The organism is Gordonia sp. NPDC003376 (genome assembly GCF_053589235.1).
Map to the genome: position 1 here is coordinate 19,982 of NZ_JBSFRM010000003.1, position 24,813 is coordinate 44,794.

Below are 24,813 nucleotides of genomic sequence, written 5' to 3' on the forward strand. Positions count from 1 at the left end.
CGATCCCCCGATCGACGACGACCCCGTGGTGACTAGCCCTGGGCGTCGCCCTGCGCCGGCTTGGTGGCCGGGCTCTGCGACTGCTCCTGCGCCTTCTGGCGGGTCTTCGCACCCTTGTGCGGGGCCAGGACCATCGTCATGTTCCGTCCGTCCTGCTTGGCGGAGGTCTCGATGAAACCGAACTCGGCGACGTCGTTGCCGAGTCGCTGCAGGAGCCGGAAGCCCAGTTCGGGTCGAGACTGCTCACGTCCGCGGAACATGATGGTGACCTTCACCTTGGACCCGTCCTTCAAGAACCGGATGACGTGACCCTTCTTGGTCTCGTAATCGTGGTCGTCGATCTTCGGGCGGAGCTTCTGCTCCTTGATGACGGTCATCTGCTGATTGCGACGCGCTTCACGCTGCTTCTGGGCGGCTTCGTACTTGAACTTGCCGTAATCCATGATCTTGCACACCGGCGGACGGGCGTCCGGCGCAACCTCGACCAGGTCCAGATCGGCCTCGTATGCCAAGCGCAGCGCATCTTCAACACGCACGATGCCCACCTGCTCCGAGTTGGGTCCGACGAGTCGGACCTCGGGGACGCGGATGCGCTCGTTGATGCGGGTCTCAGTGCTGATGGGGCCTCCTTGATAATTCCGAACAGGTCGGCCGCCGCGATGAGAGTCGGGTGCAGGCGGATATCCGGGCCCAGCAAAAGAGCCCCGCGATGAGAATCGCAGGGCTCCGTCACCGACCGATCCTGACGATGTCACCATCGCCTCGACCCGGGACCGCGCACAGCGGTCGACAGCGGGTCGAACGGACCGGGACCGTCCAACTGCGTTCGAGACGCGTCGTGACGGTGGGAGCGGAACTCCACTTGCTACCCCGGCGGTAACCGGGGCGGTCGTGCTATGGAAGTCTAACAGCCATGACCGGAAATGCCTATTCGCCCTCCGACGACGCCGCTGGTAGCGGAGCTGTCGACGACAGAACGGGTGCCGGTGCAGCCGATTCGACTACTTCCGAAGCCGCCGATGACAACGTCCGCGAGCTCGCGACCATTCCCGCCATCGAGGTCATCACCCGTGCCGCGTTGATGCTGATGAGCGCCGCCGCGGAGAAGGTCGGGCCCGAGGCCGGCGGCGACGCGCAGTACCAGGACATGCCGGAGGCGCGTGCCCTGATCAACGCGCTCGCCGGCCTGGTCAAGGCGTCCGAGGGCGACCTCGGTCTGCACCGTAAGCCCTTGACCGACGGACTCAAGGCGCTGCAGCTGGCCTTCCGCGACGCCAGCGCCTACCCGGATGCGCCCGGCGAGGGTCCGGGCGAGAAGTACACCGGCCCGGTGCGCGACCGTAGGCCGTGAGCGGCCGACCCGGCGCGACCGAGGAGCGGGTCACCGGACAACACCACGGTCGCCGGTGGGCGCGTGGCATCCGGTCGGCCAGGCGCGCGAACACCTCACGCAACACGTGCACGCGGCCTCGGTCGGCTCTGATGCGGCCTAGCATGGGGTCATGACGACCCCCGATGCTCCCGATCCGACGCCCTACGATCCGCGTGCGTCCACGGGTCAGATCATCGACGGCGAGGTCGTGTCGGTCGAACCGGTGATCCCGCCGGTCCCCGATCCCGATTACTCCGAGCGCGGGGTCCCGACGTTCGACTTCGTCCGCGACAAGATCGAGAGCCGGATCGCCACCGCGATCGGCTCCCAGGAACTCGCCGAGTCCACCCCGGAGGGACAGTCGGTGGACGAGATGATGCGCTCACGCGACGAGGCCGCCAAGAAGCGGCTCGCAGAGATCCGCAAGTCCATGGGCCGGTAACCGGGTCCTGGACCTGGACCTGGACCTGGACCTGGACCTGGACCTGGACCTGCGGATCGTCCCATCTCCGGGGGGTCGGCGTCCGCTGTCGGGGCGCCTATCCGTTGAGGATCTCGGCGAGGAACTTGCCGGTGTGGCTGGCCGGGGTGTCGGCGATCTCCTCCGGGGTTCCCTCACCGACAACAGTGCCCCCACCGACGCCACCTTCGGGACCCATGTCGACGACCCAGTCGGCGGTCTTGATCACGTCGAGATTGTGCTCGATCACGATCACGGTGTTGCCCTTGTCGACCAGCCCGTTGATCACCACGAGGAGCTTCTTGATGTCCTCGAAGTGCAGGCCGGTGGTCGGCTCGTCGAGGATGTACACCGTCCGCCCGGCCGACCGTTTCTGCAGTTCGGCAGCGAGCTTGACGCGCTGCGCCTCACCACCGGACAGGGTCGGCGCGGGCTGCCCGAGCCGCACATAGCCGAGGCCGACGTCGACCAGCGTCTTGAGGTAGCGATGGATCGACGTGACCGGCTCGAAGAACTCGGCGGCCTCGTCGATCGGCATGTCGAGGACCTCGGAGATGGTCTTGCCCTTGTAGTGCACCTCGAGTGTCTCGCGGTTGTACCGCGCCCCGTGGCACACCTCGCACGGGACGTACACGTCCGGCAGGAAGTTCATCTCGATCTTGATGGTGCCCTCACCGGTGCACGCCTCGCACCGGCCGCCCTTCACGTTGAACGAGAACCGGCCCGGCTGATAGCCGCGGACCTTGGCCTCGGTGGTGGCGGCGAACAGTGTCCGGATCTTGTCGAAGACACCCGTGTAGGTGGCCGGGTTGGATCGCGGGGTGCGGCCGATCGGTGACTGGTCGACCTGCACGAGCTTGTCGAGGTTGCCCAGACCGTTCACGCGGGTGTGCCTGCCCGGTACCTGCCGTGCGCCGTTGAGCTTGTTCGCCAGGACCGTCGCGAGAATGTCGTTGACCAGGGTGGACTTGCCGGACCCCGACACCCCGGTGACCGCGGTGAGGACCCCGAGCGGGAATGCGACGTCGATGCCCTTCAGGTTGTGTTCACGGGCACCGACCACGGTCAGTTGCCGGTTCTTGGTGATCGGCCGGCGGATCTCCGGCACCGGCAAGGTGTCACGGCCGGACAGGTAGGCGCCGGTCAGCGACTTGCGGTTCTTCAGCAAGTCCTTGTAACTGCCGCTGTGCACCACCTCACCACCGTGCTCACCGGCCCGGGGGCCGATGTCGACGATCCAGTCGGCCGACTTGATGGTGTCCTCGTCGTGCTCGACGACGATCAGGGTGTTGCCGAGGTCGCGGAGCCGGGTGAGGGTGTCGATCAGGCGACGGTTGTCGCGCTGGTGGAGGCCGATCGACGGCTCGTCGAGCACGTACAGCACGCCGGCCAGTCCCGAACCGATCTGGGTGGCCAAGCGGATGCGCTGGGCCTCACCGCCCGACAGCGATCCGGCCGCCCGTTCAAGTGACAGATATTCGAGTCCGACGTCGAGCAGGAACCGGATGCGGGCCTGGACCTCCTTGAGGACCCGACCGGCGATCGCGGCCTGACGGGCGTCGAGGCTCAGTCCGTCGAGGTATTCCGAGCACTCGGCGATCGACAGCGCACAGACCTGGGCGATCGACATGTCCCCGTGCGTCGGGTGGTCCAGGGTGACCGACAGGATCTCCGGGCGGAGCCGGGCGCCGTTGCACGCCGGGCACGGCACATCCCGCATGTAGCCCTCGTAGCGTTCCTTCATCTGCTCGGACTCGGTCTGGTCCATCCGCCGGTTGAGGAACGCCATCACACCCTCGAACTCGGTGTAGTACGAGCGGGTGCGGCCGTAGCGGTTGCGGAACTTCACGTGGACCTGGTGGTCGCTGCCGTTGAGCAAGGCATTGCGGGCCTTGGCGGGCAGCTTCTTCCACGGGGTGTCGACGTCGAAGTCCATCTGGTCGGCCAGACCCGACACCAGGCGCAGGAAGTAGTCGGCGTTGTGTCCGCTCGACCACGGTGCGATGGCACCCTCGGTCAGGGACAGGTCCGGGTCCGGGACGACGAGGTCCTCGTCGATCTCCTTGCGGACGCCGAGACCATCGCATTCGGGGCAGGCACCGTAGGGCGAGTTGAACGAGAACGAGCGCGGCTCGAGCTCGTCGATGGCGATCGGGTGACCGTTGGGGCAGGCCATCCGCTCCGAGAAGCGGCGCTCCCGTTTGGGGTCGTTCTCCTCGAGGTCGACGAAGTCGAGCACGATGATTCCGTCGGCCAGGCGCAGGGCGGTCTCCACCGAGTCGGTGAGTCGCTGCTTGGCACTCGACTTCACGGCGAGGCGGTCGACGACCACCTCGATGTCGTGCTTCTCCTGCTTCTTGAGCTTCGGCGGATCACTCAGCTGGTGCACCACACCGTCGATCCGGGCACGCGAGAAACCCTGGGTCTGCAGTTCGGCGAACAGATCGACGAACTCGCCCTTGCGGGTACGGACCACCGGGGCGAGCACCTGGAATCGGGTGCCCGCCTCCATCTCGAGGACCTGGTCGACGATCTGCTGAGGGGTCTGCTTGGCGATCGCGGCGCCGCAGGTGGGGCAGTGTGGTTTGCCCGCACGGGCGTAGAGCAGGCGGAGGTAGTCGTAGACCTCGGTGATGGTGCCGACCGTCGATCGCGGATTGCGGTTGGTGGACTTCTGGTCGATCGACACGGCCGGGGACAGCCCCTCGATGAAGTCGACGTCGGGCTTGTCCATCTGGCCGAGGAACTGCCGGGCGTACGCCGACAGCGATTCGACGTAGCGCCGCTGGCCCTCGGCGAAGATCGTGTCGAAGGCCAACGACGACTTGCCCGACCCGGACAGACCGGTGAAGACGATCAGACTGTCGCGTGGGAGGTCCACGTCGACGCCCCGCAGGTTGTGCTCACGGGCTCCGCGGACGATCAGGCGATCAACCACTGCTTTCCTATCTACGACTTGGTCTCGGGCGAGACGTGTGCCGGGGCACGGACGTCCCGCACGTCGACCGTAACGACGGCCACCGACACAACGGTGGCGAGCATGCTCGTACGACGGACCCAGGCCGCCGCATCACGCGTCCACGATACGCGTCTGGACTGCGCGGATGCCTCGGCTGTGACGTCGCTGACGACTAGGCTCGGTGACCATGACCTCAGCCGACCTGACCATCTCCGACGACTACACCGGCAATCTGTCGGACTCCGGACCCCAGCGCCGCACCCTCTCCGATGCCACCATCGTCAAGCTGTCCGTCGGCCCGATGGACAACAACGTCTACGTGGTCACCTCGCGCGCCACCGGCGATCAGCTGATCGTCGACGCCGCCAACGACGCGGACTCGATCCTCGCGGTGCTCGAGCAGCTCGGCGGTACCCCGAAGCTCGTCTTCACCACCCATCAGCATCCCGACCACTGGCAGGCGCTCGAGCAGGTCACCGCCGCACTCGGGGTCCCCACCGCCGCCGGCCGATTCGATGCCGAGCCACTCCCGGTGGCCCCGGCAACCCTGGTCGACGACGGGGACACCGTGACCGTGGGCGATCTGACCCTTGACGCGATCCACCTCGCCGGGCACACCCCCGGCTCGATCGCGCTGGCCCTGACCGATCCCGCCGACGGTGTCGTACACCTGTTCACCGGTGACTCGCTGTTCCCCGGCGGCGTCGGCAAGACGTGGCAGCCGGGTGACTTCGACTCCCTGATCGACGACGTGTCGACAAAGATCTTCGACCGCTACGCCGATTCCACGGTCGTCTATCCGGGTCACGGTGTCGACACCACGTTGGGTGCGGAGCGGCCGTCGCTGCCGGAGTGGCGCACCCGCGGGTGGTGAGCCGAAATCGACGTCCAGACCTCCTCCGGCCACGGCGAGTAGCCTCGATTGGGCGCCGATTGCCAGCCGATCAACGAAGGGCAGTGTCACCGATGATTCTTCGCCGTATCGCCCGTCCGATGCTCTCCTCGATCTTCATCATCTCCGGATTCGACGCGGTCCGTCAGCCGACCGGCCGCGCCGACATGGCAGGTGACTTCATCGAGAGTTCGCTCAACGCCCTGCCGCCGACCGTGTCGGGGGTCCTGCCGAGCGATCCCGCCACCCTCGTCCGGGTCAACGGAGCCGTCCAGGTCCTGGGCGGCCTGATGCTCGCCACCGGCCGTTACCCGCGTCTGGCCGCGACCGGCCTGGCCGGCTCGCTGGTGGTGACGACCTTCGCCGGACATCCGTTCTGGCAGGAGACCGACCCGGCCAAACGTGCCGCGCAGAAGGCGAACTTCATCAAGAACGTGAGCCTCACCGGCGGTCTCTTGATCGCGGCCGCCGACACCGAGGGCAAGCCGTCGCTCGCATGGCGAGGACGCCGCCGGGCGGAGGCCGCACAGGCGGCGCTGACAGCGGCATTGCCGGTGGCCGCCAAGACCGCGCCGACGGCCTGGGACAGCTTCGTCGAACGCACACAGGAGGGTGCGGCGGCACTTGCCGAGCGTTCAGAGGACGCGGCTGGAATCCTGCGGGACCGTGCACCGGAACTCGCCGAGGTCGCCCGTGAACGTTCCGCGGAACTCGCCGAGAAGGTTCGCGACCGTGCGCCGGAGATCGCCGTCGCCGCGCGCGAGCGGTCCGCCGAGATCGCCGAGGCCGCGCGCGAGCGGTCCGCCGAGATCGCCGAGGCCGCGCGCGAGCGGTCCGCCGAAGTCGCCGAGCTGATCGGTGAACGCGGGCCGGAACTGGCCGAGGCAGGTCGCCGACGCTGGCGCAAGGTGTCATCCTGACCCTGCCCCCGCCTGAGCGTTACCCCTGGTGGGAGGCACCGGCCGGAGCAGCCGCACACGGACCGGTCACGCCCCCACCGGGGTCGACATTGGTGGTTGCCGTCGGCTCCAATGCGTCGATCACCGTGCTACGCCGCAAGTTCGGCGACGCCGGACTCGACGTGTCCGACCTGGGCGAGCGTCTGGTCACGGCGCGGCTGCACGGTCTTGCCGTAGGATATTCCGGTCATGTCGCACGACGCGGCTACATCCCGGCCGCCCCGTTCAGGGCACCGGGAGCAGTGGTCGCGACCGTCGCGGCCTGGCTCGAACCCCGCCACCTCGACGCTCTCGACGCCACCGAACCGAACTATCATCGAATGACCGTGAGCCACACCAGCCATCCTCTTCATCTGTCCGGGCACCGCATGCCCGTGAACCACCCGTACTGCGTCTACGCGTCGCGGCACGGGGTCCTCGGCGACTCTCCGACCACACGACTCGACTTCGGCTCACAGCAGCGGGTGCTCGACTGGCTCGGCCACCGCATCGTCACCGGACTCCCCGGTGGCGCCGCTGCCGCGTGCGCACGGTTGTCCGACCCGGTCGCCGCATCGACGCTGGCCACCGAGATGCACGGCGGCGGCCTCGTCCAGGACGCCGGTTTCGTATCCGACGCCGGATTCACCGTGGAGTACCGCCGATGAGCACGCCCGACCCTCACCCGGTCGACACCGCCGACCCCCGCGTCACCGAGGAACAGGACCATCTCGCCGCCGTCTATGCACGTCTGGACCGGATGCGCGCCACCACGCGCCGCCGGCTGTCGGCGACCCTACGGGAGTCCGCCGGAACCCCGCAGGCGCAGTCCGAGCGCGAGTCGTATGAGCGGATGTACGTCGAGGACCTCGCGAAATTCGATGCCGCAGAACACAATCTGTACTTCGGCCGCCTCGATCTCGAAGATGGCGAGACCCGCCGGATCGGCCGGATCGGCATCCTGAACGACGATGCCGCCGACACCACACTCCTCCTGGACTGGCGGGCGCCGCTGTCCCGGGCGTTCTATCTCGCGACACCGGCTGCACCCGAGGACGTGGTGCGCCGCCGCCACGTCCGCACGCGCAACCGGCAGGTGCGGGCGGTCAACGACGAGCTGTTGACCGGAGACGGGGCGTCCCTCGACGATCTCGGTCATGGCGACGTGGTCAACGAGTCGGCGCTGGTCGCCGCGATGAACACCGCGCGGACCGGCGAGATGACCGACATCGTCGAGACCATCCAGCGTGAGCAGGACCTGATCATCCGCTCCCCACATCGTGGGGTGACGGTGATCCAGGGTGGGCCCGGTACCGGCAAGACCGCGGTGGCACTGCACCGCGCCGCATACCTGCTCTACACCCATCGTGAGATCCTCTCGCGCAGCGGCATTCTGATCATCGGACCGAACAGCGACTTCCTCGACTACATCGGGCAGGTGCTGCCGTCGCTCGGCGAGTCCGGCGTGCTGCTCGCCACCATCGGCGAGATGTTCCCCGGAGTGGACGCGAAAGCCGAGGAGGCACGCGAGACCCGCGAGGTGAAGGGCCGGCTGGCGATGGTCGACGTGCTCAAACGCGCGGTCAGGGCCCAGCAGTCGCTGCCCCGAAAGCCCGTTCCGGTGCCGTTCGAGGGCTACACGGTGGAGATCGACAGCGAGCTGGTGAAGGTGGCCCGCGGCAAGGCCCGGTCTTCTCGCAAGGCACACAACCAGGCGCAGACGGTGTTCCTGCGGTCCGCGCTCGACGGGTTGGCCGCCCGTCACGCGAAGGCCATCGGGTCGAGCCTACTCGACGGCTCCCAGTTGCTCAGTGCCGCCGACATCGCCGACATCCGCTCCGACATGAGTCGCGACGCCGACATCAGGGACGCCCTGCTGGAGTTCTGGCCGACGTTGACCCCGCAGGATCTGTTGCGGGATCTGTTCGCCGACAAGGCCGCGCTGCCCAAGTGCACACCTGGATGGTCGGACGCGGATCGTGCCACCCTGCATCGGGACGGTTCCGACGACGACCACGATCTGAGCCCGGCCGACGTGCCGCTACTCGACGAACTCGCCGAAGTGATCGGTTTCGGGACCGCCGAGGCCGAGGCGGCCGAACGAGAGCAGTGGCGTCGTCAACTCGCCGACGCCCAGGACGCGTTGGACATCCTGACCGGTTCGGCACCACAGGATCTCGAAGACGAGCTCGACCCGGAGATCCTGATGGCCTACGACCTGATCGACGCCGAGCAGCTCGCGTCGCGGCAGACACAGACGACGCGCGCCACCACCGCCGAGCGCGCCTACGGTGATCGCACCTGGACGTTCGGGCACGTGATCGTCGACGAGGCGCAGGAGTTGTCGGCGATGGCGTGGCGAATGGTGATGCGCCGCATCCCGAACCACTGGATGACGATCATCGGCGACACCGCCCAGACCGGTGATCTGGCGGGCACCACGTCGTGGGGCCAGGTCCTCGAACCCTACGTCGCCAAGCGCTGGCAACTTCGGGAGCTGACGGTCAACTACCGCACGCCCAGCGAGATCATGACCTACGCGGCGCGGGTGCTCAAGACGGTGAGCCCGTCGATGTCGGCGCCGACGTCGCTGCGGTCCAACGGGATCGAACCGGTTGCTGTGCATGCGGCGGCCGAGGACATGGTCGCGGCGGCCGTTCGACACGCGACCACTCCGGAGCTCACCGGCCTGACCGGGATCGTCGTCCCTGACGGGCTGCTGCGTGAGACGTCGGCGGCAGTGGCCGAACTCGACGTCGACGACGATACCCGGCCGCGGGTACACACCGTGACCACCTGTAAGGGCCTCGAGTTCGACACCACGGTGGTCGTCGAGCCGTCGGCGCTGATCGAGCAGTCCCCTCGCGGACACAGCGACCTGTACGTGGCACTGACCCGCAGCACCCAGCGACTGGTCGTCGTTCACGCCTCCGTCCTGCCAGACGAGCTCGCCGACATGCCCGTCGGCGACTGACGCACGCAACGACCGTGGACGGTCGGGCCGGGACCGAGGCCCCCGGGGCGAGGACCCGAGTCGAGACCCGGCGACCCGACACTGTCCGCAACCACCTCGGAGGTGGTCACCACCCGAGCCCGGCCGACAGAGGTTTCGACACGCCTCGTCGCTCCGCTCCTCGACGGCTCAACCAGCGATCTTTGATGGTCGAGCCGGGACCGAGCATCGCGAGGACCCGAGTCGAGACCCGGCGACCCGACACTGTCACCAACCACCTCGGAGGTTTCGACACGCCCCGTTCGCTCCGCTCCTCATCGGCTCAACCAGCGATCTTTGATGGTCGAGCCGGGACCGAGCATCGCGAGGACCCGAGTCGAGACCCAGTGACCCGACCATGTCACCAACCACCTCGGAGGTGGTCACCACCCGAGCCCGGCCGACAGAGGTTTCGACACGCCTCGTCGCTCCGCTCCTCGACGGCTCAACCACCAAACACACACGCCTCGTCGCTCCGCTCCTCGACGGCTCAACCAGCGATCTTTGATGGTCGAGCCGGGACCGAGCATCGCGAGGACCCGAGTCGAGACCCGGCGACCCGACCATGTCACCAACCACCTCGGAGGTTTCGACACGCCTTACGTCGTGTGGACGATCAGCACGTCCGAGGTGGACTTGCGGGCGGCGTCGGCGGGCACTGATCCGAGGAGGCGGCCTGCGATGGAGTTCAGGCCTCGGTTACCGATGACGAGGAGGTCTGCCTGGGTGTCGGCGACCAATTGCAGGAGCGCGTCGACGGGTGCGCCCTTGACGGCCCGCTGGACGACGAGTTTCGCTCCGGCGGCGAGCGCCCGCTCCTTGGCGGTGCGCAGGATCTCCTCGGTCGGCGACGACCCGGTCACCTGGTAGGCCTCGTCCTTGAGGACGTCGGCGACCTCACCGGGCGCCCGATCATTGGGGAAATATGCGCATGCGATGACAAGTGTGGTCGACTCCCCTGCCAACGCGCCGGCACGATCCACCGCCTTCATCGACGACTCCGAGCCGTCGGTTCCGACGACGATCGTGGTGTATGCGCTCATTCCTGACCTCCATAGTTGATCCGGGCCCGCCAGGCGGCGGGCACACAACCATCCCCCACACTCCAGGGTGCCGTGAATCCGCAGGTTAGTGTGCCAGGCGCGATTTGTCCCCCGATCGCCGGGATCGGCGATCTCCTGGACGATCGTCCCAGTTCAGGTCACTTGATCCCGGCGGCGTCCATGCCGCGGAGTTCCTTCTTCAGGTCGGCGATCTCGTCGCGGAGCCGGCCGGCGAGCTCGAACTGGAGGTCGCGGGCCGCCGACATCATCTGTTCGGTGAGCTTGGCGACCAGGTCGGCCAGTTCGGCGCGAGGCATCGCCGACACATCGCGGTTCTCGATCACCCCGGCGCTGACCGCCTTGCCCTGCACCTCGCCCTGGGCGCGGCGACCCCGGCTGGCGCTGCGGCCCGATCCGACGACGTCGGCAGATGTGTCCTCGGCCTCGCGATAGACCTGGTCGAGGATGTCGGCGATCTTCTTGCGCAGCGGCTGGGGATCGATGCCGTGTTCTTTGTTGTAGGCGATCTGCTTGGCGCGGCGCCGATCGGTCTCGTCGATCGCATTGCGCATCGAGTCGGTGACGGTGTCGGCATACATGTGCACCTGCCCCGACACGTTGCGGGCGGCGCGGCCGATCGTCTGGATCAGTGAGGTGGTGGAGCGCAGGAAGCCCTCCTTGTCGGCATCGAGGATCGCGACGAGGGACACCTCGGGCAGGTCGAGACCCTCGCGCAGCAGGTTGATGCCGACGAGGACGTCGTAGTCACCGGATCGAAGCTGTCGGAGCAGTTCGACGCGGCGCAGGGTGTCGACCTCGGAGTGCAGGTACCGCACCCGGATGCCGAGCTCGAGGAGGTAGTCGGTGAGGTCTTCGGCCATCTTCTTGGTGAGCGTGGTGACCAGGACGCGCTCGTCGCGTTCGGTGCGTTCACGGATCTCGTGCACGAGGTCGTCGATCTGCCCCTTGGTGGGTTTGACAACGATCTCGGGGTCGAGCAGGCCGGTCGGCCGGATGACCTGTTCGACGAACTCGCCGTTGGACTGGCCGAGCTCGTAGGAGCCCGGCGTCGCCGACAGATAGATCGTCTGCCCGATCCGGTCGACGAACTCGTCCCAGGTCAGCGGCCGGTTGTCGACCGCCGACGGCAACCGGAAGCCGTATTCGACGAGGTTGCGCTTGCGCGACATGTCGCCCTCGTACATGCCGCCGATCTGCGGCACGGTGACATGCGACTCGTCGATGACCAGCAGGAAGTCTTCCGGGAAGTAGTCGATCAGGGTGGCCGGGGCGGTGCCGGCAGCACGCCCGTCGATGTGTCGCGAGTAGTTCTCGATTCCGGAACAGAACCCGACCTGCCGCATCATCTCCAGGTCATAGGTGGTGCGCATCCGCAACCGCTGGGCCTCGAGCAGCTTGCCCTTGCGGTCGAGGTCGGCGAGACGCTCCTCGAGCTCGTCCTCGATGGACTTCATCGCCTTCTCCATCCGATCCGGCCCGGCCACGTAGTGGGTGGCCGGGAAGATCCGGAGCGAATCGACCTGCCGCACCACATCTCCGGTCAGCGGGTGCAGGTAGTACAGCGCCTCGACCTCGTCGCCGAAGAACTCGATACGCACGGCGAGTTCCTCGTACGACGGGATGATCTCGACGGTGTCGCCACGCACGCGAAAGGTGCCACGGGTGAACGCCGTGTCGTTGCGGGCGTATTGGACATCGACGAGCAGCCGCAGGAGGGCGTCGCGGTCGATCTCCTCACCGATGGCGACCTCCACCGACCGGTCGAGGTAGGACTGCGGGGTGCCCAGGCCGTAGATACAGGAGACCGACGCCACCACGACGACGTCCCGCCGCGACAACAGACTCGATGTGGCCGAATGCCTTAGACGTTCGACGTCGTCGTTGATCGACGAGTCCTTCTCGATGTAGGTGTCGGTCTGGGCGATGTACGCCTCGGGTTGGTAGTAGTCGTAGTACGAGACGAAGTACTCGACGGCGTTGTTGGGCAGCATCTCGCGGAGTTCGTTCGCCAGCTGCGCGGCGAGTGTCTTGTTGGGCGCCATCACCAGCGTGGGCCGCTGCACCTTCTCGATCAGCCAGGCCGTCGTCGCCGACTTGCCCGTTCCGGTCGCACCGAGCAGGACGATGTCCTTCTCGCCGGCGTGGATCCGACGTTCCAGATCGGCGATGGCCGTGGGCTGGTCACCCGACGGTTCGTACTCACTGACCACCTCGAAGTGGCCCTCGGTGCGCTCGATCTCGCCGATCGGGCGGTACTCGGAATGCGCGATCACCGGTCGCTCTGCTGCAAAGGCCATGATTCGAGGGTAAACGCGGGGACCGACACGAGTGTTCCCGCGCGGGGATCCGCCCCGACGCGGGCGCACCCGCGCACATCAGCGCTGGACGGGTGCGGAACGTGCGCGTCAGCGCTGCACGGGTGCGGGGTCGTGCCAGGACACCGTTCCACCGACCGCGGCCTCGAGCCAGGCCTGCACGTCATGCCCGTGCTCGGCGGCGCCGACGAGGGTTCGGGTGGCGATCGCGACGGCCTCGGTGCATGCGGCGGTGTCGAGGAACCCGGCGGTGTGGGCCTCGAAGAGCTCGTCGACGTCGATCAGCTCCAGCGGGCTGCCCGGTACGTCGACGAGGTCGAGGTACCAGTCCTCGGCATGCCACCGGCCGTCGGCGTCGGGTCCGGTGAACCGGCCGACGTCGAGGTACAACCGCTGCCCGGATCGGTGCCCACCGACGAAGTGGAAGATGTTGGCCCGCAATCCGAGTGACGGCAGGAGCCACGTCTCGAGGTGATGGAACCGCGGGTGGTCGGCAGTGCGGGACATGTACAGACCGAAGTCGGTGGCGGCATACCGTTCCACCGGCCGCACGAATCCCTTGTTGTCGGTGTTGGTCATCGCCGGCACATCGAACACCTCGCGTTTGGGCGGGTGGATGTGGGTGTCGTCGGACATCGTTCGACCCTATCCGCAACTCGACCCTAGCCGTTGTCGTCGTGACCGGCCTTCCATAGCGCGATCCGACGATAGGCCTGGTCGAACCATGGTTCCTTGGCCGCGACGTAACGATCGGGGTCGTCGGCGGCGGTGTCGAGGGCCTGCCGTTTGAGGGCGGCGTACTCGTCGCGGGCGTCGGCGTCACTCCGCAACCAGTCGCGGAAGTCGACGGCGAACCGGCCACCCGGCGATCCGGCCGCCCGTAGGTGGACGTTGACCGGCCGGCCCGGGTCGGCGGAGGCGTGCAGCCGCTTGCCCCACAGTCCGACGTCGACCGAGCCGGTCGCGGGATCGGCCTTGGGATTGTCGCCCTCGACACCGGGGATGCGCGGGAACCCGCCGTCGGCAAGGGTGTCGGCGAGCGCATCGGCCACCGACAGGTCGGCGACGCTCACCTGGATGTCGATGGTCGGTGTGGCGATCAGCCCGGGGACCGCGGTGGACCCGATGTGATCGATCGCCGACGCCTTGTCGCCCACCAGCGCCCAGAGCCGGTTCACCAGCCGGATGCCGGCCGCCGCCCAGGCCGGGTCGGGCTCGGCGAGGGTCAGCGGCCCGCGGACCGGCGTGCGGGAGCGGATGTTGGCCTCGAACGGCACCAGCCGCTTCTCCCATACCGTCGCGGCCGCGGTGGCGAGCTGCTCAGGGGTGCCGGAGTTGTCGAGCCAGACATCGGCGACGGCCCGACGCTGCTCGTCGGTGGCCTGGGCCGCGATCCGCGCGCGGGCATCGGCCTCGGGCATGCCGCGGAACTCGGTGAGCCGGCGGACGCGTTCCTCGGCATCGACGTGCACGATCACGACGAGGTGGAAGAACGGGGCGGTGTGGTTCTCCACCAGCAGAGGGATGTCCTGGATGATGATCGCGTCCTCGGGCGCGGAGTCGAGGAGTTCCTGGGTGCGCGCCCCGATCAGCGGATGGGTGATGGCGTTCAGCTTCTGGCGGCTGGCGTCGTCGACGAATGCCTTGGCCGCCAGGGCCGGGCGGTTCAGTGTGCCGTCGTCGGCGAGGATCTCGTCACCGAAGGCCTCGACGAGTGCAGTCAGTCCCGGCGTCCCCGGTTCCACCACCTCCCGGGCGATCTTGTCGGCGTCGACGTGGTAGCCGCCGCGATCGATGAAAGTCTTGGCGACGGTCGATTTCCCGGCACCGATGCCGCCGGTCAGGCCCACTCTGATCACGGCTCCCAGTGTGGCAAACGGGTGTGACGGTGGCGACACCACCCGTCTGCCACACTGTCGATCCGCGGCCGGGATCCTGATCAGCCGGTGACGCCGGTCAGTTCGATGGTCTCCTTCGGCAGGGTCGCCTTCTGCGACACCTCACCACTGCCGAGGTCCACCCGCACCAGGGTGCGGGTGTCGGGTTCGGTCACAAACGCCTCGTCACCGAGCACGAACAGGTTGGGCATCGCCTCCTGCCATTCGGCCGGCTCGGTCCAGGCACCGATCAGCGGGATGGTGCGGGTCTGCGTCCCGGTCTCGGGATCGAAGACGTGCAGCGCTCCGTCGGTACCGAGGATCAGCGCCTCTCCGCCGGGGCCACGCTTGATCCCACGGAAGCTGTAGCTGGCGTCGAACGGCACGATCTTCAGCTGCGCGGTGCGAGTGTCGGTGAGGGTGAATCGATTCGGGTGTTCGGTCTCGGCGTCGGCGTCGGTCTTGTAGTCGCCCAGCACGATCGCCGATCCCTCACTGCCGGCCTGATTGCCGATCCGACCATACGGATCCGGGGCGTCGACCTTGCGGATCTCGTCGCCGCGCACGATGAGGATGCCGTCCTCGCATCCGAAGGTCAGTACACCGTCGGCGGCTGCGGCCTCCCCGTGGATGCCGGGGCACTGGTCGAAGCGGGTGATCTCGTGACGGTCCTTGTCCAGGATCACGATCCCCGATCGGCTCTCCTCGTTGCCGATGGTCACCACCAGCGAGCCGTCCCCACGGGCGACCGCCACGCCATGGTGCGCCTCGGGAACAGTGTACGAGGTGGACTTCGCGTTCCCCTGGGCCAGTTCCACGGGTTCGACGACGGTGACCTCGCCGGTGCCGTCGCTGAACAGGGTCAGCCGGTCGTCGAACGAGACGACGTGGCCGGGTTTCGTTCCGCCGAAACGCATCTCGGTCATCTGAGGTTCGGTGGTGTAGTGGTGACCGTGGTCGCCGTGTTTGCGGGTCCAGGTACCCATGTCGAGAACATGGAATCCGTCTGCCTCGCTGACGAAGACGTCACGGCCGTTGTCGGCGGAGTTCAGGCGCACGAAGCCCTCGACGGGGATGTCGGCGACCTGCTCGAGGGTCTCGGCGTCGTAGACGAGCACGCCGCCGTCGTAGCTCAGCGCCAGACGCGGTGTGGCGCTTTGCTGTTCGGCCTCAGGGCCACTGGCAGCCGATGAGCTCGACGCGGCCGGGTCCGAACCGTCGGACCCGCATGCGGCGAGGGCGAAGGCGCCCACCAGAGCCAGGGCGAATGAATGTGTCAGTTTTGTCCGGTGTTTCTGCACGCCCGACAGTCAAGCCGTTGTTGAAAATTATTGTCAAAGAGCTATCTGTGCATACATTCCCAGACCACTGTGGCCCCTTCCCGGATTCCGGGAAGGGGCCACAGGTGGGAACTCAGTTCAGGCGATCAGCCTCGGATCAGGCGTTGCCCGACAGCTTCTCGCGCAGGGCGGCGAGCTGCTCGTCGCTGGCGAGCGAGCCGCCACCGGTCGACGAGGAGCTGCGGCTCTCCGATGCCGACGAGTAGTCCGTCGGGGCCTTCTCGGCCTCGGCCGCGGCTGCGGCGAACTTCTCGATCTGAGCGGTGTGCATCTTGTGACGACGCTCCGCCTCGGCGTAGCGGGCCTCCCACTCCTTCTGCTGCTTCTCGAAGCCCTCGAGCCATTCGTTGGTCTCGGAATCGAAGCCCTCGGGGAAGATGTAGTTGCCCTGCTCGTCGTAGCTGTCGGCCATGCCGTACTTCGACGGGTCGAACTCCTCGGTGTAGTCCTCGTTGGCCTGCTTGAGGCTCAGCGAGATCCGGCGACGCTCCAGGTCGATGTCGATGACCTTGACCATCGCGTCGTCGCCGACGGAGACCACCTGGTCCGGGACCTCGACGTGGCGCTCGGCCAGCTCGGAGATGTGGACCAGACCCTCGATGCCCTCGTCGACACGGACGAATGCACCGAACGGCACCAGCTTGGTGACCTTGCCCGGCACGATCTGACCGATCGCGTGGGTGCGGGCGAACTGACGCCACGGGTCTTCCTGGGTGGCCTTCAGCGACAGCGACACGCGCTCGCGGTCCAGGTCGACGTCGAGGACCTCGACGGTGACCTCGTCACCCACGGTGACGACCTCGGACGGGTGATCGATGTGCTTCCAGGACAGCTCGGAGACGTGGACCAGACCGTCGACGCCGCCGAGATCGACGAACGCACCGAAGTTGACGATCGAGGACACGACGCCCTTGCGGACCTGGCCCTTCTGCAGCTGGTGCAGGAACTCGCTGCGGACCTCGGACTGGGTCTGCTCCAGCCAGGCGCGACGCGAGAGCACGACGTTGTTGCGGTTCTTGTCGAGCTCGATGATCTTGGCCTCGATCTCCTTGCCGATGTACGGCTGCAGATCGCGGACACGGCGCATCTCCACCAGCGAGGCCGGGAGGAAGCCGCGCAGACCGATGTCGAGGATCAGGCCGCCCTTGACGACCTCGATGACGGTGCCCTTGACGGCCTCGTCCTTCTCCTTGAGCTCCTCGATCGTGCCCCAGGCGCGCTCGTACTGAGCACGCTTCTTGGACAGGATCAGCCGGCCTTCCTTGTCCTCCTTGGTGAGGACCAGGGCCTCGACCTCGTCGCCGACGTTGACGACCTCGTTCGGGTCGACGTCGTGCTTGATCGAGAGTTCACGCGAAGGGATCACGCCTTCGGTCTTGTAACCGATGTCGAGCAGAACCTCGTCACGATCGACCTTGACGATGGTGCCCTCGACGATGTCGCCATCGTTGAAGTACTTGATCGTGGAGTCGATGGCGGCGAGAAAGTCCTCAGCCGAGCCGATGTCGTTGACGGCTACTTGCGGCGAGGTGATGGTGGAGGACGGCATGTGGTGAGTTGCTCCGGACAGGTGTGTAGTAGGTACAGTTCGTGGTGTCGGCACGGCCCCTCGAACCGCCGGGGACCGCCCACTGACGTGGGCGTTCGACCAGCGTGCCGCGCTTCATCGATCTCTCGATGACACTCGGGTGAGGCAATGGCGAACCGCGCGCGAACAGTGCATACGCGCGACGATCAGCGTACTCCAGTGGCATTGTGCTGGGCAAATACCACTACGTCCGCCGTCGGTGCCAGCCGGCGCGGTGACCGCGACAGGAGCTGTAACGTTGGCGCATTCGGTGGAATTCCTCCTCGACGATCCCTCTGACCAGCAGATTCGCTCTCAGTGGGCGGCGTTGAGTGCCGCTGGTCTACCCAGCGCGGAGCGAATCCGCTCGGCCACAAACCGGCCCCACGTCACGGCGATGGCCGCCACCGGTATCTCGCCGCAGGTCGACGGGGAGCTCGCGGCGGTCGCGATGCACTTGCCTTTCCCGGTCACCCTGGGTGCCGTGATCATCTTCGGCCACGGCTCCCACCGGGTGCTCGCACGCCTCGTCGTGCCGTCGTCGGAGTTGCTGTCGGTGCACGCGACCATCGTGCGGATGGGTGCCCAGCACGCCCTCGACGACACCGGCGTGCCGACGCTGTTCGCCCACTCCCGACCCGGGGCCTGGACGCCCCACGTCACACTGGCCCGCCGGGTCCGGACCGACGAGATCCCGGCCGCCCTCGAGGTCCTCGGCACCGATCCGATCGAGGGGTCGGTGCAGGCCCTGCGCCGCTGGGACGGCGACACGCACGCCGAACACGTCATCGGCGCCTTCTGATCGGACCACGGGCACAGGCCCGGACGGTCCGCGAACCGGGCCTAGACTCGTCGCGTGCCCTCCGACGACTCCCCCGCCCCCCGAGCGCCCCGCGTCCTCGACGCCGTCGACTCGACCACCAGCGTCCGGGCCAATCGGTCCTGGTGGGACGGTGAATCGCAGGAGTACCACCGAGAGCATGGCGACTTCCTCGGTTCCGACATCGCCGGCGGTGACTTCGTGTGGTGTCCGGAACGGCTGCGCGAGGAAGATGCACAACTGCTCGGTGACGTGGCCGGCAAGATCATCCTCGAGATCGGCTGCGGCTCGGCGCCGTGTTCGCGGTGGCTGGCCACCCAGGGAGCACATGTCGCGGCCCTCGACCTCTCGCATGGGATGCTCGCGCACGGGCTCGAGGCGATGGACGGGCTCGATCACCGCCGCATCCCGCTGATCCAGGCGTCCGCCGAGGATCTGCCGTTCGCCGACGAGTCGTTCGACCTCGTGTTCTCGTCGTTCGGGGCGGTGCCCTTCGTCGCCGACTCCGCGCGCGTGATGGCCGAGGCCGCACGAGTGCTGAAGCCCGGTGGCCGGTGGGTGTTCTCGATCAACCATCCGATGCGCTGGATGTTCCCCGACGACCCGGGGCCGGCCGGACTCACCGTGGCCATCCCCTACTTCAACCGCACCCCGTACTCCGAGGCCGACGACGACGGGATGATCACCTACGTCGAACACCACAGGACCATCGGTGACCGCGTCCGGGAGATCCGTGCGGCCGGGCTGGTCCTCGACGACATCGTCGAACCCGAGTGGCCGGACGATCTCGATCGCGAGTGGGGCCAGTGGAGTCCGTTGCGCGGCTACTACTTCCCCGGGACGGCGATCTTCTGCAGCCGCAAGCCGTGATCAGTTGATCGCGCCGTTGATGATCGCACCGGGCACCACGCCCGCGGCCAGGTCCCACTTCTGCGCGATCTCGCCATAGCGCCCCGTGTCGATCAGGTGCTGCACGGCCTGCTGGATCGCGACGACCAGCGTCGACCCCTTGGCCACCGGGAATCCGTATGGCGCCGAGGCGAACACCCCGGCGATGGTCTGCAGCCGTCCGCCGGAGGCGGCGACCGACGTGGCGGTCACCGGGGCATCGGCCGACATGGCCGCGGCCTTCCCGGTGAGCACCGCGTCGACCACCTGGTCCTGGGTGTCGAGGCGCACCTTTCTGATCGGCTCCCTCCCGGCGGCGACGCAGGCCTTGCTGCGCGCGGCCACCTCGACGGTGTCCTGGTAGGTGTCCTTCTTGACGGCCACGGTGCGCCCGCAGGCGTCGCCGGGTTCGATGTCGGTGCCGGGCATACGTGCCCATTGGTTTCCCGCCGAGTAGTACGTCACGAAGTCGACGGTCCTCTCGCGTGCGGCGGTGTCGGTGAGCGCCGGGATCGCCGTGTCGTAGCGGCCGTCGGCGACCGCGGTGAACAACCCCGCGAACGGTGTCTCACGGAACTCGACCGTCAGCCCGAGGACCCGCGCGACGTCACCGATCAGGTCGACGTCGAAGCCGGTGATCTCACCGTTCTCGACAAACGCGTACGGCTCGTACGGGACGTCGGCCCCGACGATCAGCGTGCCGCGCCCGGCGATCTCGGTGGGAACACCCGCGGCGATCGAGGCCACCTCCGTCACCGTGGCCGGCCCCGCCGACGACGATCCGTCCGTCGCTGTCGGTGCTGCGGAATCGGCGCATCCGGCCAGCACGATCAGGGCGCCCACGGTCACCAGGACGCGGCCGACACCCACACGGGGCAGTCCCCGTCGACTCCACTTCATCGGTTCCCGGCTGTCCCCTACAACAGCTTCGACAGGAAGCTCTTGGTCCGCTCGTGTTGCGGGTTGGCCAGCATCTCGCGAGGGTCGCCCTGCTCCATGACCACACCGCTGTCCATGAAGACCAGCTGGTCGGCGACCTCGCGGGCGAAGCCCATCTCGTGGGTCACCACGAGCATGGTCATTCCCGAGGCGGCGAGTTCACGCATCACCCCGAGCACCTCGCCCACCAACTCCGGGTCCAGCGCCGAGGTCGGCTCGTCGAACAACATCAGCTTGGGGTCCATCGCCAGCGCCCGGGCGATGGCGACGCGTTGTTGCTGACCGCCGGACAGTTGCGCGGGGTAGGTGTCGGCCTTGTCGGCCAGCCCGACACGGTCGAGCAGTTCCTTCGCCCGGGCGACGGCCTTGTCCTTCGACTGCTTCTTGACCTGGGTCGGCGCCTCGATCACGTTGTCCAGCGCAGTGCGGTGCGGGAACAGGTTGAAATGCTGGAACACCATCCCGATGTCGCGGCGCTGCCGTGCGGCCTCACGAGGACTCATCTCGTGCAGCTTGCCGCCACGCTCCCGGTAGCCGATGAGATCACCGTCGACGTAGAGCCGGCCGGCGTTGACGACCTCGAGATGGTTCACACATCGCAGGAAGGTCGACTTGCCGGACCCGGACGGACCGATCAGGCACAGCACCTCACCCCGGTGCACCTCCAGTGAGATCCCCTTGAGCACCTGCAGGGTGCCGAAGTTCTTGCAGACCCGATCGGCCAGCACCATCGGCTGGTCGGCGGACTGTTCAGCGACGCTCATCGCTCTCCTCGTCGACGACCTTGTTCTGGGCGGCCTGCGCTGCGGCCATCGCCTTGAGCTGACGCCCGGTCAACTGGCGTGACGCCCCACGGGCGTAATACCGCTCCAGATAGAACTGCCCGACCATCAGGATGCTGGTGACCACCAGATACCAGGTGGATGCCACCAACAGCAGCGGGATCGGCTGGAAGATCACACCGGAGATGTCGGCCTGCACGCCGAAGACCTCGCCGGTGAACGGGACGGCCACCACGAGGCTGGTGGTCTTGAGCATGCTGATCACCTCGTTGCCCGTGGGCGGGATGATCACCCGCATCGCCTGCGGGAGCACGGTGCGTCGCATCGTCTGCGACCACGACATACCCAGCGCCACCGACGCCTCGGTCTGGCCCTCGCCCACCGAGCTCACACCGGCACGCACGATCTCGGCCATGTAGGCCGCCTCGTTGAGGGCGAGGCCCACCATCGCGAAGATGAACGCCGAGTACAGGTCTTGCATGTTGAGGTGCGCGAACTGGTGGACGAACGGAATGCCCAGATCGATCGACTTGTAGATCGACGGGAAGAGACCCCAGAAGACCAGCTGTACGTACACGGGGGTACCGCGGAAGATCCACAGGTACATCCACGACACCGACCGCAGCACCACGTTCGGCGACAACCGCATGATCGCCAACAGGATACCCAGGGCCACTGCGATGAGCATCGACAACACGGTCAGGGCGAGGGTGTTGCCGACACCCTCGAGGATCCGCGAGTCGAACAGGTACTTGCCGTACGTACTCCACCCGTACGCAGAGTTGGTGGCTGCACCGTAGACGAACAGCGCCACCAGGACCAGGACGATCGCAGCCGCGATCCACTGACCGGGATGACGGAGCGGAACGGCCCTGATGGCCGCGGGTGCCGACTCGTCGTCGGCGTCCACGGCCACCCCGCCGGTATCGGGAGTGCTCACGTCAGCTGGTGGCGCCGTTGATCACGGACTTCTGGATCGTGCCGTCCTGGACATTCCAGTGCTTGGCGATCGCCTCGTACTGACCGTTGTCGATCAGGTACTGAACGGCCTGCTGCAACGCCTGAGCGAGCGAGGAACCCTTCTGCACGGCGTAGCCGTAGGGCGCGGAGTCGAAGACCTGACCGGCGGCCTCGATCTTGCCGCCGGAGCGACCGATCGCGTAGGCGGTGACCGGGGAGTCGGCCGACATGGCGTCGACCTTGCCCAGGATCAGCGCGTTGGTGGCGGCGTCCTGGCTGTCGAACTTCTGGATGTCGATCGCGGCCTTGCCGGCGTCGGTGCACGCCTTCGACTTGGCCGGCACCTCCTCGTCGGCCTCCACGGTGTGCGACTGGACGGCAACCTTCTTGCCGCACGCGTTGTTCGGATCGATGCTCTCACCGGTCCGCTGCGCCCACTGCACGCCCGCGTTGAAGTAGGTGACGAAATCGACCTGCTGTTCACGTTCTTTGGTGTCGGTGAACGACGACATACCGACGTTGTACGTGCCGGCGACCACCGAGGGGATGATCTTGTCGAACTGGGCTTCGCGGAAATCAGGGGTGATACCGAGGACCTTGCCGATGGCGTTCATGAGGTCGACGTCGAACCCGACGATCTGGCCGTCGGCGTTCTTGAACTCGTTCGGCGAATAGGGGACGTTGACCCCGACGATCAGCTTGCCGGACTGCTTGATGTCGGCGGGCAACAGGTTCGCGATCGCCTCGACCTTGGCGACGTCGACGGTGGTGGGGCTGATATCGGCGCCCAGGGCGGCAGAGTCGTTCTCGTCGTTCGAGCAACCGGCCACCACCAGTGCGATCACTGCCAACAGCAGTGTCAGGACCCCGGGCAGTCGCAACCCTCGAGGTCGTACCGATCGATGATCACGCATCTCAGAATTCCCTTCGCGCCCCGGTGCATCCGAGGCAGGTCTACCAAATCCGGTGACGGCAGTATTGCCGCCACGAGTAGTGAACCTACTTCCTTTGGCGCGACTACACCGGCCGGTTACGAGAGTTTTACCCCCCACCGTGTCCTGCCACACGTTGTGTCACCGCGTCTCCGACCTCCGTGGTGGTGGCTGAACCACCCAGGTCTGGTGTGGTGATACCGTCGGCCAGTGCGGCCCCCAGGGCGCGCTCGATACGGTCGGCGCACCCGACTAGTGCGGCGTCGGTCACGCGGGTTCCCCACCAGCGCAGCGCCATTGCGGTGGACGCGATGATCGCGACCGGGTTGGCCCGCTGGGTGCCCGCGATGTCGGGGGCGGCACCGTGAGCGGCCTGGGCCATCACCTTGGTGTCCGAGGAGTTGATCGATCCCGCGAGCCCGATGGACCCGGCCAGTTCACCGGCGAGATCGGACAGGATGTCGCCGAAGAGATTCTCGGTGACGAGCACGTCGAAGTCGGCCGGCCGGCGGACCAGCAGCGCGGCCATCGCATCGACATGCTGATCGTCGACGGTGACGCCGGGATACCCTGCGGCCACCGCGCGACAGGCGTCACGGAACAGGCCCGTCGTCATGCGCAGCACATTCGCCTTGTGCACGATGGTCATCCGGCCCGACCGGCTCTCGGCCAGCCGACATGCCTGATGCGCGATGCGTTCACTCGCGGCCCGGGTGACGACACCCACCGCGAGCGCGATGTCGGGCGTGGGCATGAACTCGCCGGAGCCGACCGCCATGTTGCGATCGGCATAGAGTCCCTCGGAATTCTCTCGTGCCACAACCACATCGATGCCCGGCGCGGTCGCCGGCACACCCGGCCACGCCCGGCAGGGCCGGATGTTGGCGTAGAGGCCGTAGCGTTTGCGGATGACCGCACCCGGGGTGAGCTGTTCGGCGAAACGTGCAGGGTATCCGGCGGAGTCGTGCGGTCCCAGGATCCAGCAGTCGAGACCATCGAGTGCGGCGAGGGTGTGCTCTGGTACCGGGGTACCGAAATCGTCGATCGCAGATCGGCCCAAAGGCAAAGGAACCCACTCGAACTCGATCCCCTCGGCGGTGGCCGCCGCGGCGGCCACCGCCGTCGCGCACGGCACGATCTCGGGCCCGATCCCGTCTCCGTCGAGTACACCGATCCGTCGGGTCACCGTCACGAACGCTCCTTCACCACGCACTGTCCACTCGAGAACCGGTCACACACCTGCTGTGCCACCGCACGCGAGGCTGCGGGCCGCGCCACCACGTAGCCGGCCACCGAACCGAGCATCTCCCCCGGCATGATCAGCGACCCGTAGTGCTCGTCGCGCACCGCCACCGCGTTGTCGTAGTCGTCGAAGGCCCCGAACTGGGCGTACCACTGCGCCGATGCCACCGGCGGGACCGGCGCGGCGCGCGTGGTGCGGTCGGTGGGCTCCCGCTCGGGGGTCTGGGGCTCGGGGGTCTGGAGCTCGGTGGTCGGTGTCCGCGACACCGTTGTCGTCTGGGTCATCACCGAGGTGATCGTGGTCGGCGACGTGGTGGCGGTGGCCATCGAATCACCCCATGTACTGCGCGACCAGCGGACGCCGAAGATCACCGCGACGATCACGATCAGACCGATCACACTGCCGATGATCACCGGTAGAACCCATTGCGGACGCCGCGTCACGTGCCACTCCCCAGGATCGGGCGGTCGGCC

22 protein-coding genes are annotated in these 24,813 nt (G+C 67.2%); 8 read left to right on the forward strand and 14 right to left on the reverse strand.

Going from position 1 to position 24,813, the window contains the following annotated elements:
- Positions 1–32 precede the first annotated feature (32 nt).
- Positions 33–620, reverse strand: coding sequence for a translation initiation factor IF-3 (gene infC / locus ACWDUA_RS04135; protein WP_449750030.1), 588 nt, complete (start codon positions 618–620; stop codon positions 33–35).
- Positions 621–913: 293 nt separating this feature from the next.
- Here infC and ACWDUA_RS04140 point away from each other — a divergent pair, with 293 nt between their 5' ends.
- Entirely contained in the window at positions 914–1,351 is a 438-nt protein-coding gene (locus tag ACWDUA_RS04140; RefSeq protein WP_449749741.1) for a DUF1844 domain-containing protein, read from the forward strand.
- Between the two features lie 151 nt (positions 1,352–1,502).
- Positions 1,503–1,814 carry a PspA domain-containing protein gene (locus ACWDUA_RS04145; RefSeq protein ID WP_449749742.1) on the forward strand — a complete coding sequence of 104 codons (312 nt, stop codon included), beginning with the start codon at positions 1,503–1,505 and terminating at the stop codon, positions 1,812–1,814.
- Positions 1,815–1,911: 97 nt separating this feature from the next.
- Here ACWDUA_RS04145 and uvrA read toward each other — a convergent pair whose 3' ends face one another.
- Positions 1,912–4,770 (reverse strand): excinuclease ABC subunit UvrA, encoded by a 2,859-nt coding sequence (gene uvrA / locus ACWDUA_RS04150; RefSeq protein WP_449749743.1) that lies wholly within the window; start codon positions 4,768–4,770, stop codon positions 1,912–1,914.
- A gap of 208 nt (positions 4,771–4,978) precedes the next feature.
- Here uvrA and ACWDUA_RS04155 point away from each other — a divergent pair, with 208 nt between their 5' ends.
- The 4 genes from ACWDUA_RS04155 (at position 4,979) to ACWDUA_RS04170 (ending at position 9,595) form a co-directional block, all read left to right on the forward strand.
- The gene (locus ACWDUA_RS04155; protein WP_449749744.1) at positions 4,979–5,665 is read left to right on the forward strand and encodes an MBL fold metallo-hydrolase; all 687 of its coding nucleotides are present in this window, start codon (positions 4,979–4,981) and stop codon (positions 5,663–5,665) included.
- Positions 5,666–5,757: 92 nt separating this feature from the next.
- The gene (locus ACWDUA_RS04160; RefSeq protein WP_449749745.1) at positions 5,758–6,603 is read left to right on the forward strand and encodes a DoxX family membrane protein; all 846 of its coding nucleotides are present in this window, start codon (positions 5,758–5,760) and stop codon (positions 6,601–6,603) included.
- A 92-nt stretch (positions 6,604–6,695) separates the two neighbouring features.
- Complete coding sequence (locus tag ACWDUA_RS04165; RefSeq protein WP_449749746.1) at positions 6,696–7,289, forward strand: hypothetical protein; 594 nt, start codon at positions 6,696–6,698, stop codon at positions 7,287–7,289.
- Entirely contained in the window at positions 7,286–9,595 is a 2,310-nt protein-coding gene (locus tag ACWDUA_RS04170) for a HelD family protein (protein ID WP_449749747.1), read from the forward strand. The genes ACWDUA_RS04165 and ACWDUA_RS04170 overlap by 4 nt, the downstream gene beginning before the upstream one ends.
- A gap of 617 nt (positions 9,596–10,212) precedes the next feature.
- On the opposite strand, the gene ACWDUA_RS04175 is transcribed toward ACWDUA_RS04170, so the two are convergent.
- The 6 genes from ACWDUA_RS04175 to rpsA form a co-directional block, all read right to left on the reverse strand.
- On the reverse strand, positions 10,213–10,656 hold the full coding sequence (locus ACWDUA_RS04175; RefSeq protein ID WP_449749748.1) for a universal stress protein: 444 nt from the start codon (positions 10,654–10,656) through the stop codon (positions 10,213–10,215).
- A gap of 158 nt (positions 10,657–10,814) precedes the next feature.
- Entirely contained in the window at positions 10,815–12,974 is a 2,160-nt protein-coding gene (gene uvrB / locus ACWDUA_RS04180) for an excinuclease ABC subunit UvrB (protein WP_449749749.1), read from the reverse strand.
- Positions 12,975–13,082: 108 nt separating this feature from the next.
- Entirely contained in the window at positions 13,083–13,628 is a 546-nt protein-coding gene (locus ACWDUA_RS04185; protein ID WP_449749750.1) for a DUF402 domain-containing protein, read from the reverse strand.
- A 26-nt stretch (positions 13,629–13,654) separates the two neighbouring features.
- On the reverse strand, positions 13,655–14,851 hold the full coding sequence (coaE, locus tag ACWDUA_RS04190) for a dephospho-CoA kinase (RefSeq protein ID WP_449749751.1): 1,197 nt from the start codon (positions 14,849–14,851) through the stop codon (positions 13,655–13,657).
- 80 nt (positions 14,852–14,931) lie between these two features.
- Positions 14,932–16,170 carry a zinc metallochaperone AztD gene (gene aztD, locus ACWDUA_RS04195; RefSeq protein ID WP_449749752.1) on the reverse strand — a complete coding sequence of 413 codons (1,239 nt, stop codon included), beginning with the start codon at positions 16,168–16,170 and terminating at the stop codon, positions 14,932–14,934.
- 136 nt (positions 16,171–16,306) lie between these two features.
- Positions 16,307–17,758 carry a 30S ribosomal protein S1 gene (gene rpsA / locus ACWDUA_RS04200; RefSeq protein WP_449749753.1) on the reverse strand — a complete coding sequence of 484 codons (1,452 nt, stop codon included), beginning with the start codon at positions 17,756–17,758 and terminating at the stop codon, positions 16,307–16,309.
- A gap of 277 nt (positions 17,759–18,035) precedes the next feature.
- Here rpsA and ACWDUA_RS04205 point away from each other — a divergent pair, with 277 nt between their 5' ends.
- Both ACWDUA_RS04205 and ACWDUA_RS04210 read left to right on the forward strand, forming a co-directional pair.
- Entirely contained in the window at positions 18,036–18,578 is a 543-nt protein-coding gene (locus ACWDUA_RS04205; protein WP_449749754.1) for a 2'-5' RNA ligase family protein, read from the forward strand.
- A gap of 54 nt (positions 18,579–18,632) precedes the next feature.
- Entirely contained in the window at positions 18,633–19,466 is an 834-nt protein-coding gene (locus ACWDUA_RS04210) for a class I SAM-dependent methyltransferase (RefSeq protein WP_449749755.1), read from the forward strand.
- On the opposite strand, the gene ACWDUA_RS04215 is transcribed toward ACWDUA_RS04210, so the two are convergent.
- The 6 genes from ACWDUA_RS04215 to ACWDUA_RS04240 form a co-directional block, all read right to left on the reverse strand.
- The gene (locus tag ACWDUA_RS04215; protein ID WP_449749756.1) at positions 19,467–20,384 is read right to left on the reverse strand and encodes a transporter substrate-binding domain-containing protein; all 918 of its coding nucleotides are present in this window, start codon (positions 20,382–20,384) and stop codon (positions 19,467–19,469) included.
- Positions 20,385–20,401: 17 nt separating this feature from the next.
- A complete protein-coding gene (locus tag ACWDUA_RS04220; protein WP_449749757.1) occupies positions 20,402–21,187 on the reverse strand; it encodes an amino acid ABC transporter ATP-binding protein in 786 nt (261 codons plus the stop codon).
- On the reverse strand, positions 21,174–22,145 hold the full coding sequence (locus tag ACWDUA_RS04225; RefSeq protein WP_449749758.1) for an amino acid ABC transporter permease: 972 nt from the start codon (positions 22,143–22,145) through the stop codon (positions 21,174–21,176). The genes ACWDUA_RS04220 and ACWDUA_RS04225 overlap by 14 nt, the downstream gene beginning before the upstream one ends.
- 1 nt (position 22,146) lies before the next feature.
- Positions 22,147–23,079 carry an ABC transporter substrate-binding protein gene (locus ACWDUA_RS04230; protein WP_449749759.1) on the reverse strand — a complete coding sequence of 311 codons (933 nt, stop codon included), beginning with the start codon at positions 23,077–23,079 and terminating at the stop codon, positions 22,147–22,149.
- Positions 23,080–23,206: 127 nt separating this feature from the next.
- Complete coding sequence (locus tag ACWDUA_RS04235; protein ID WP_449749760.1) at positions 23,207–24,289, reverse strand: isocitrate/isopropylmalate dehydrogenase family protein; 1,083 nt, start codon at positions 24,287–24,289, stop codon at positions 23,207–23,209.
- Entirely contained in the window at positions 24,286–24,783 is a 498-nt protein-coding gene (locus ACWDUA_RS04240; RefSeq protein WP_449749761.1) for an SPOR domain-containing protein, read from the reverse strand. Before ACWDUA_RS04240 ends, ACWDUA_RS04235 begins: the two co-directional genes overlap by 4 nt.
- Positions 24,784–24,813: the final 30 nt, after the last annotated feature.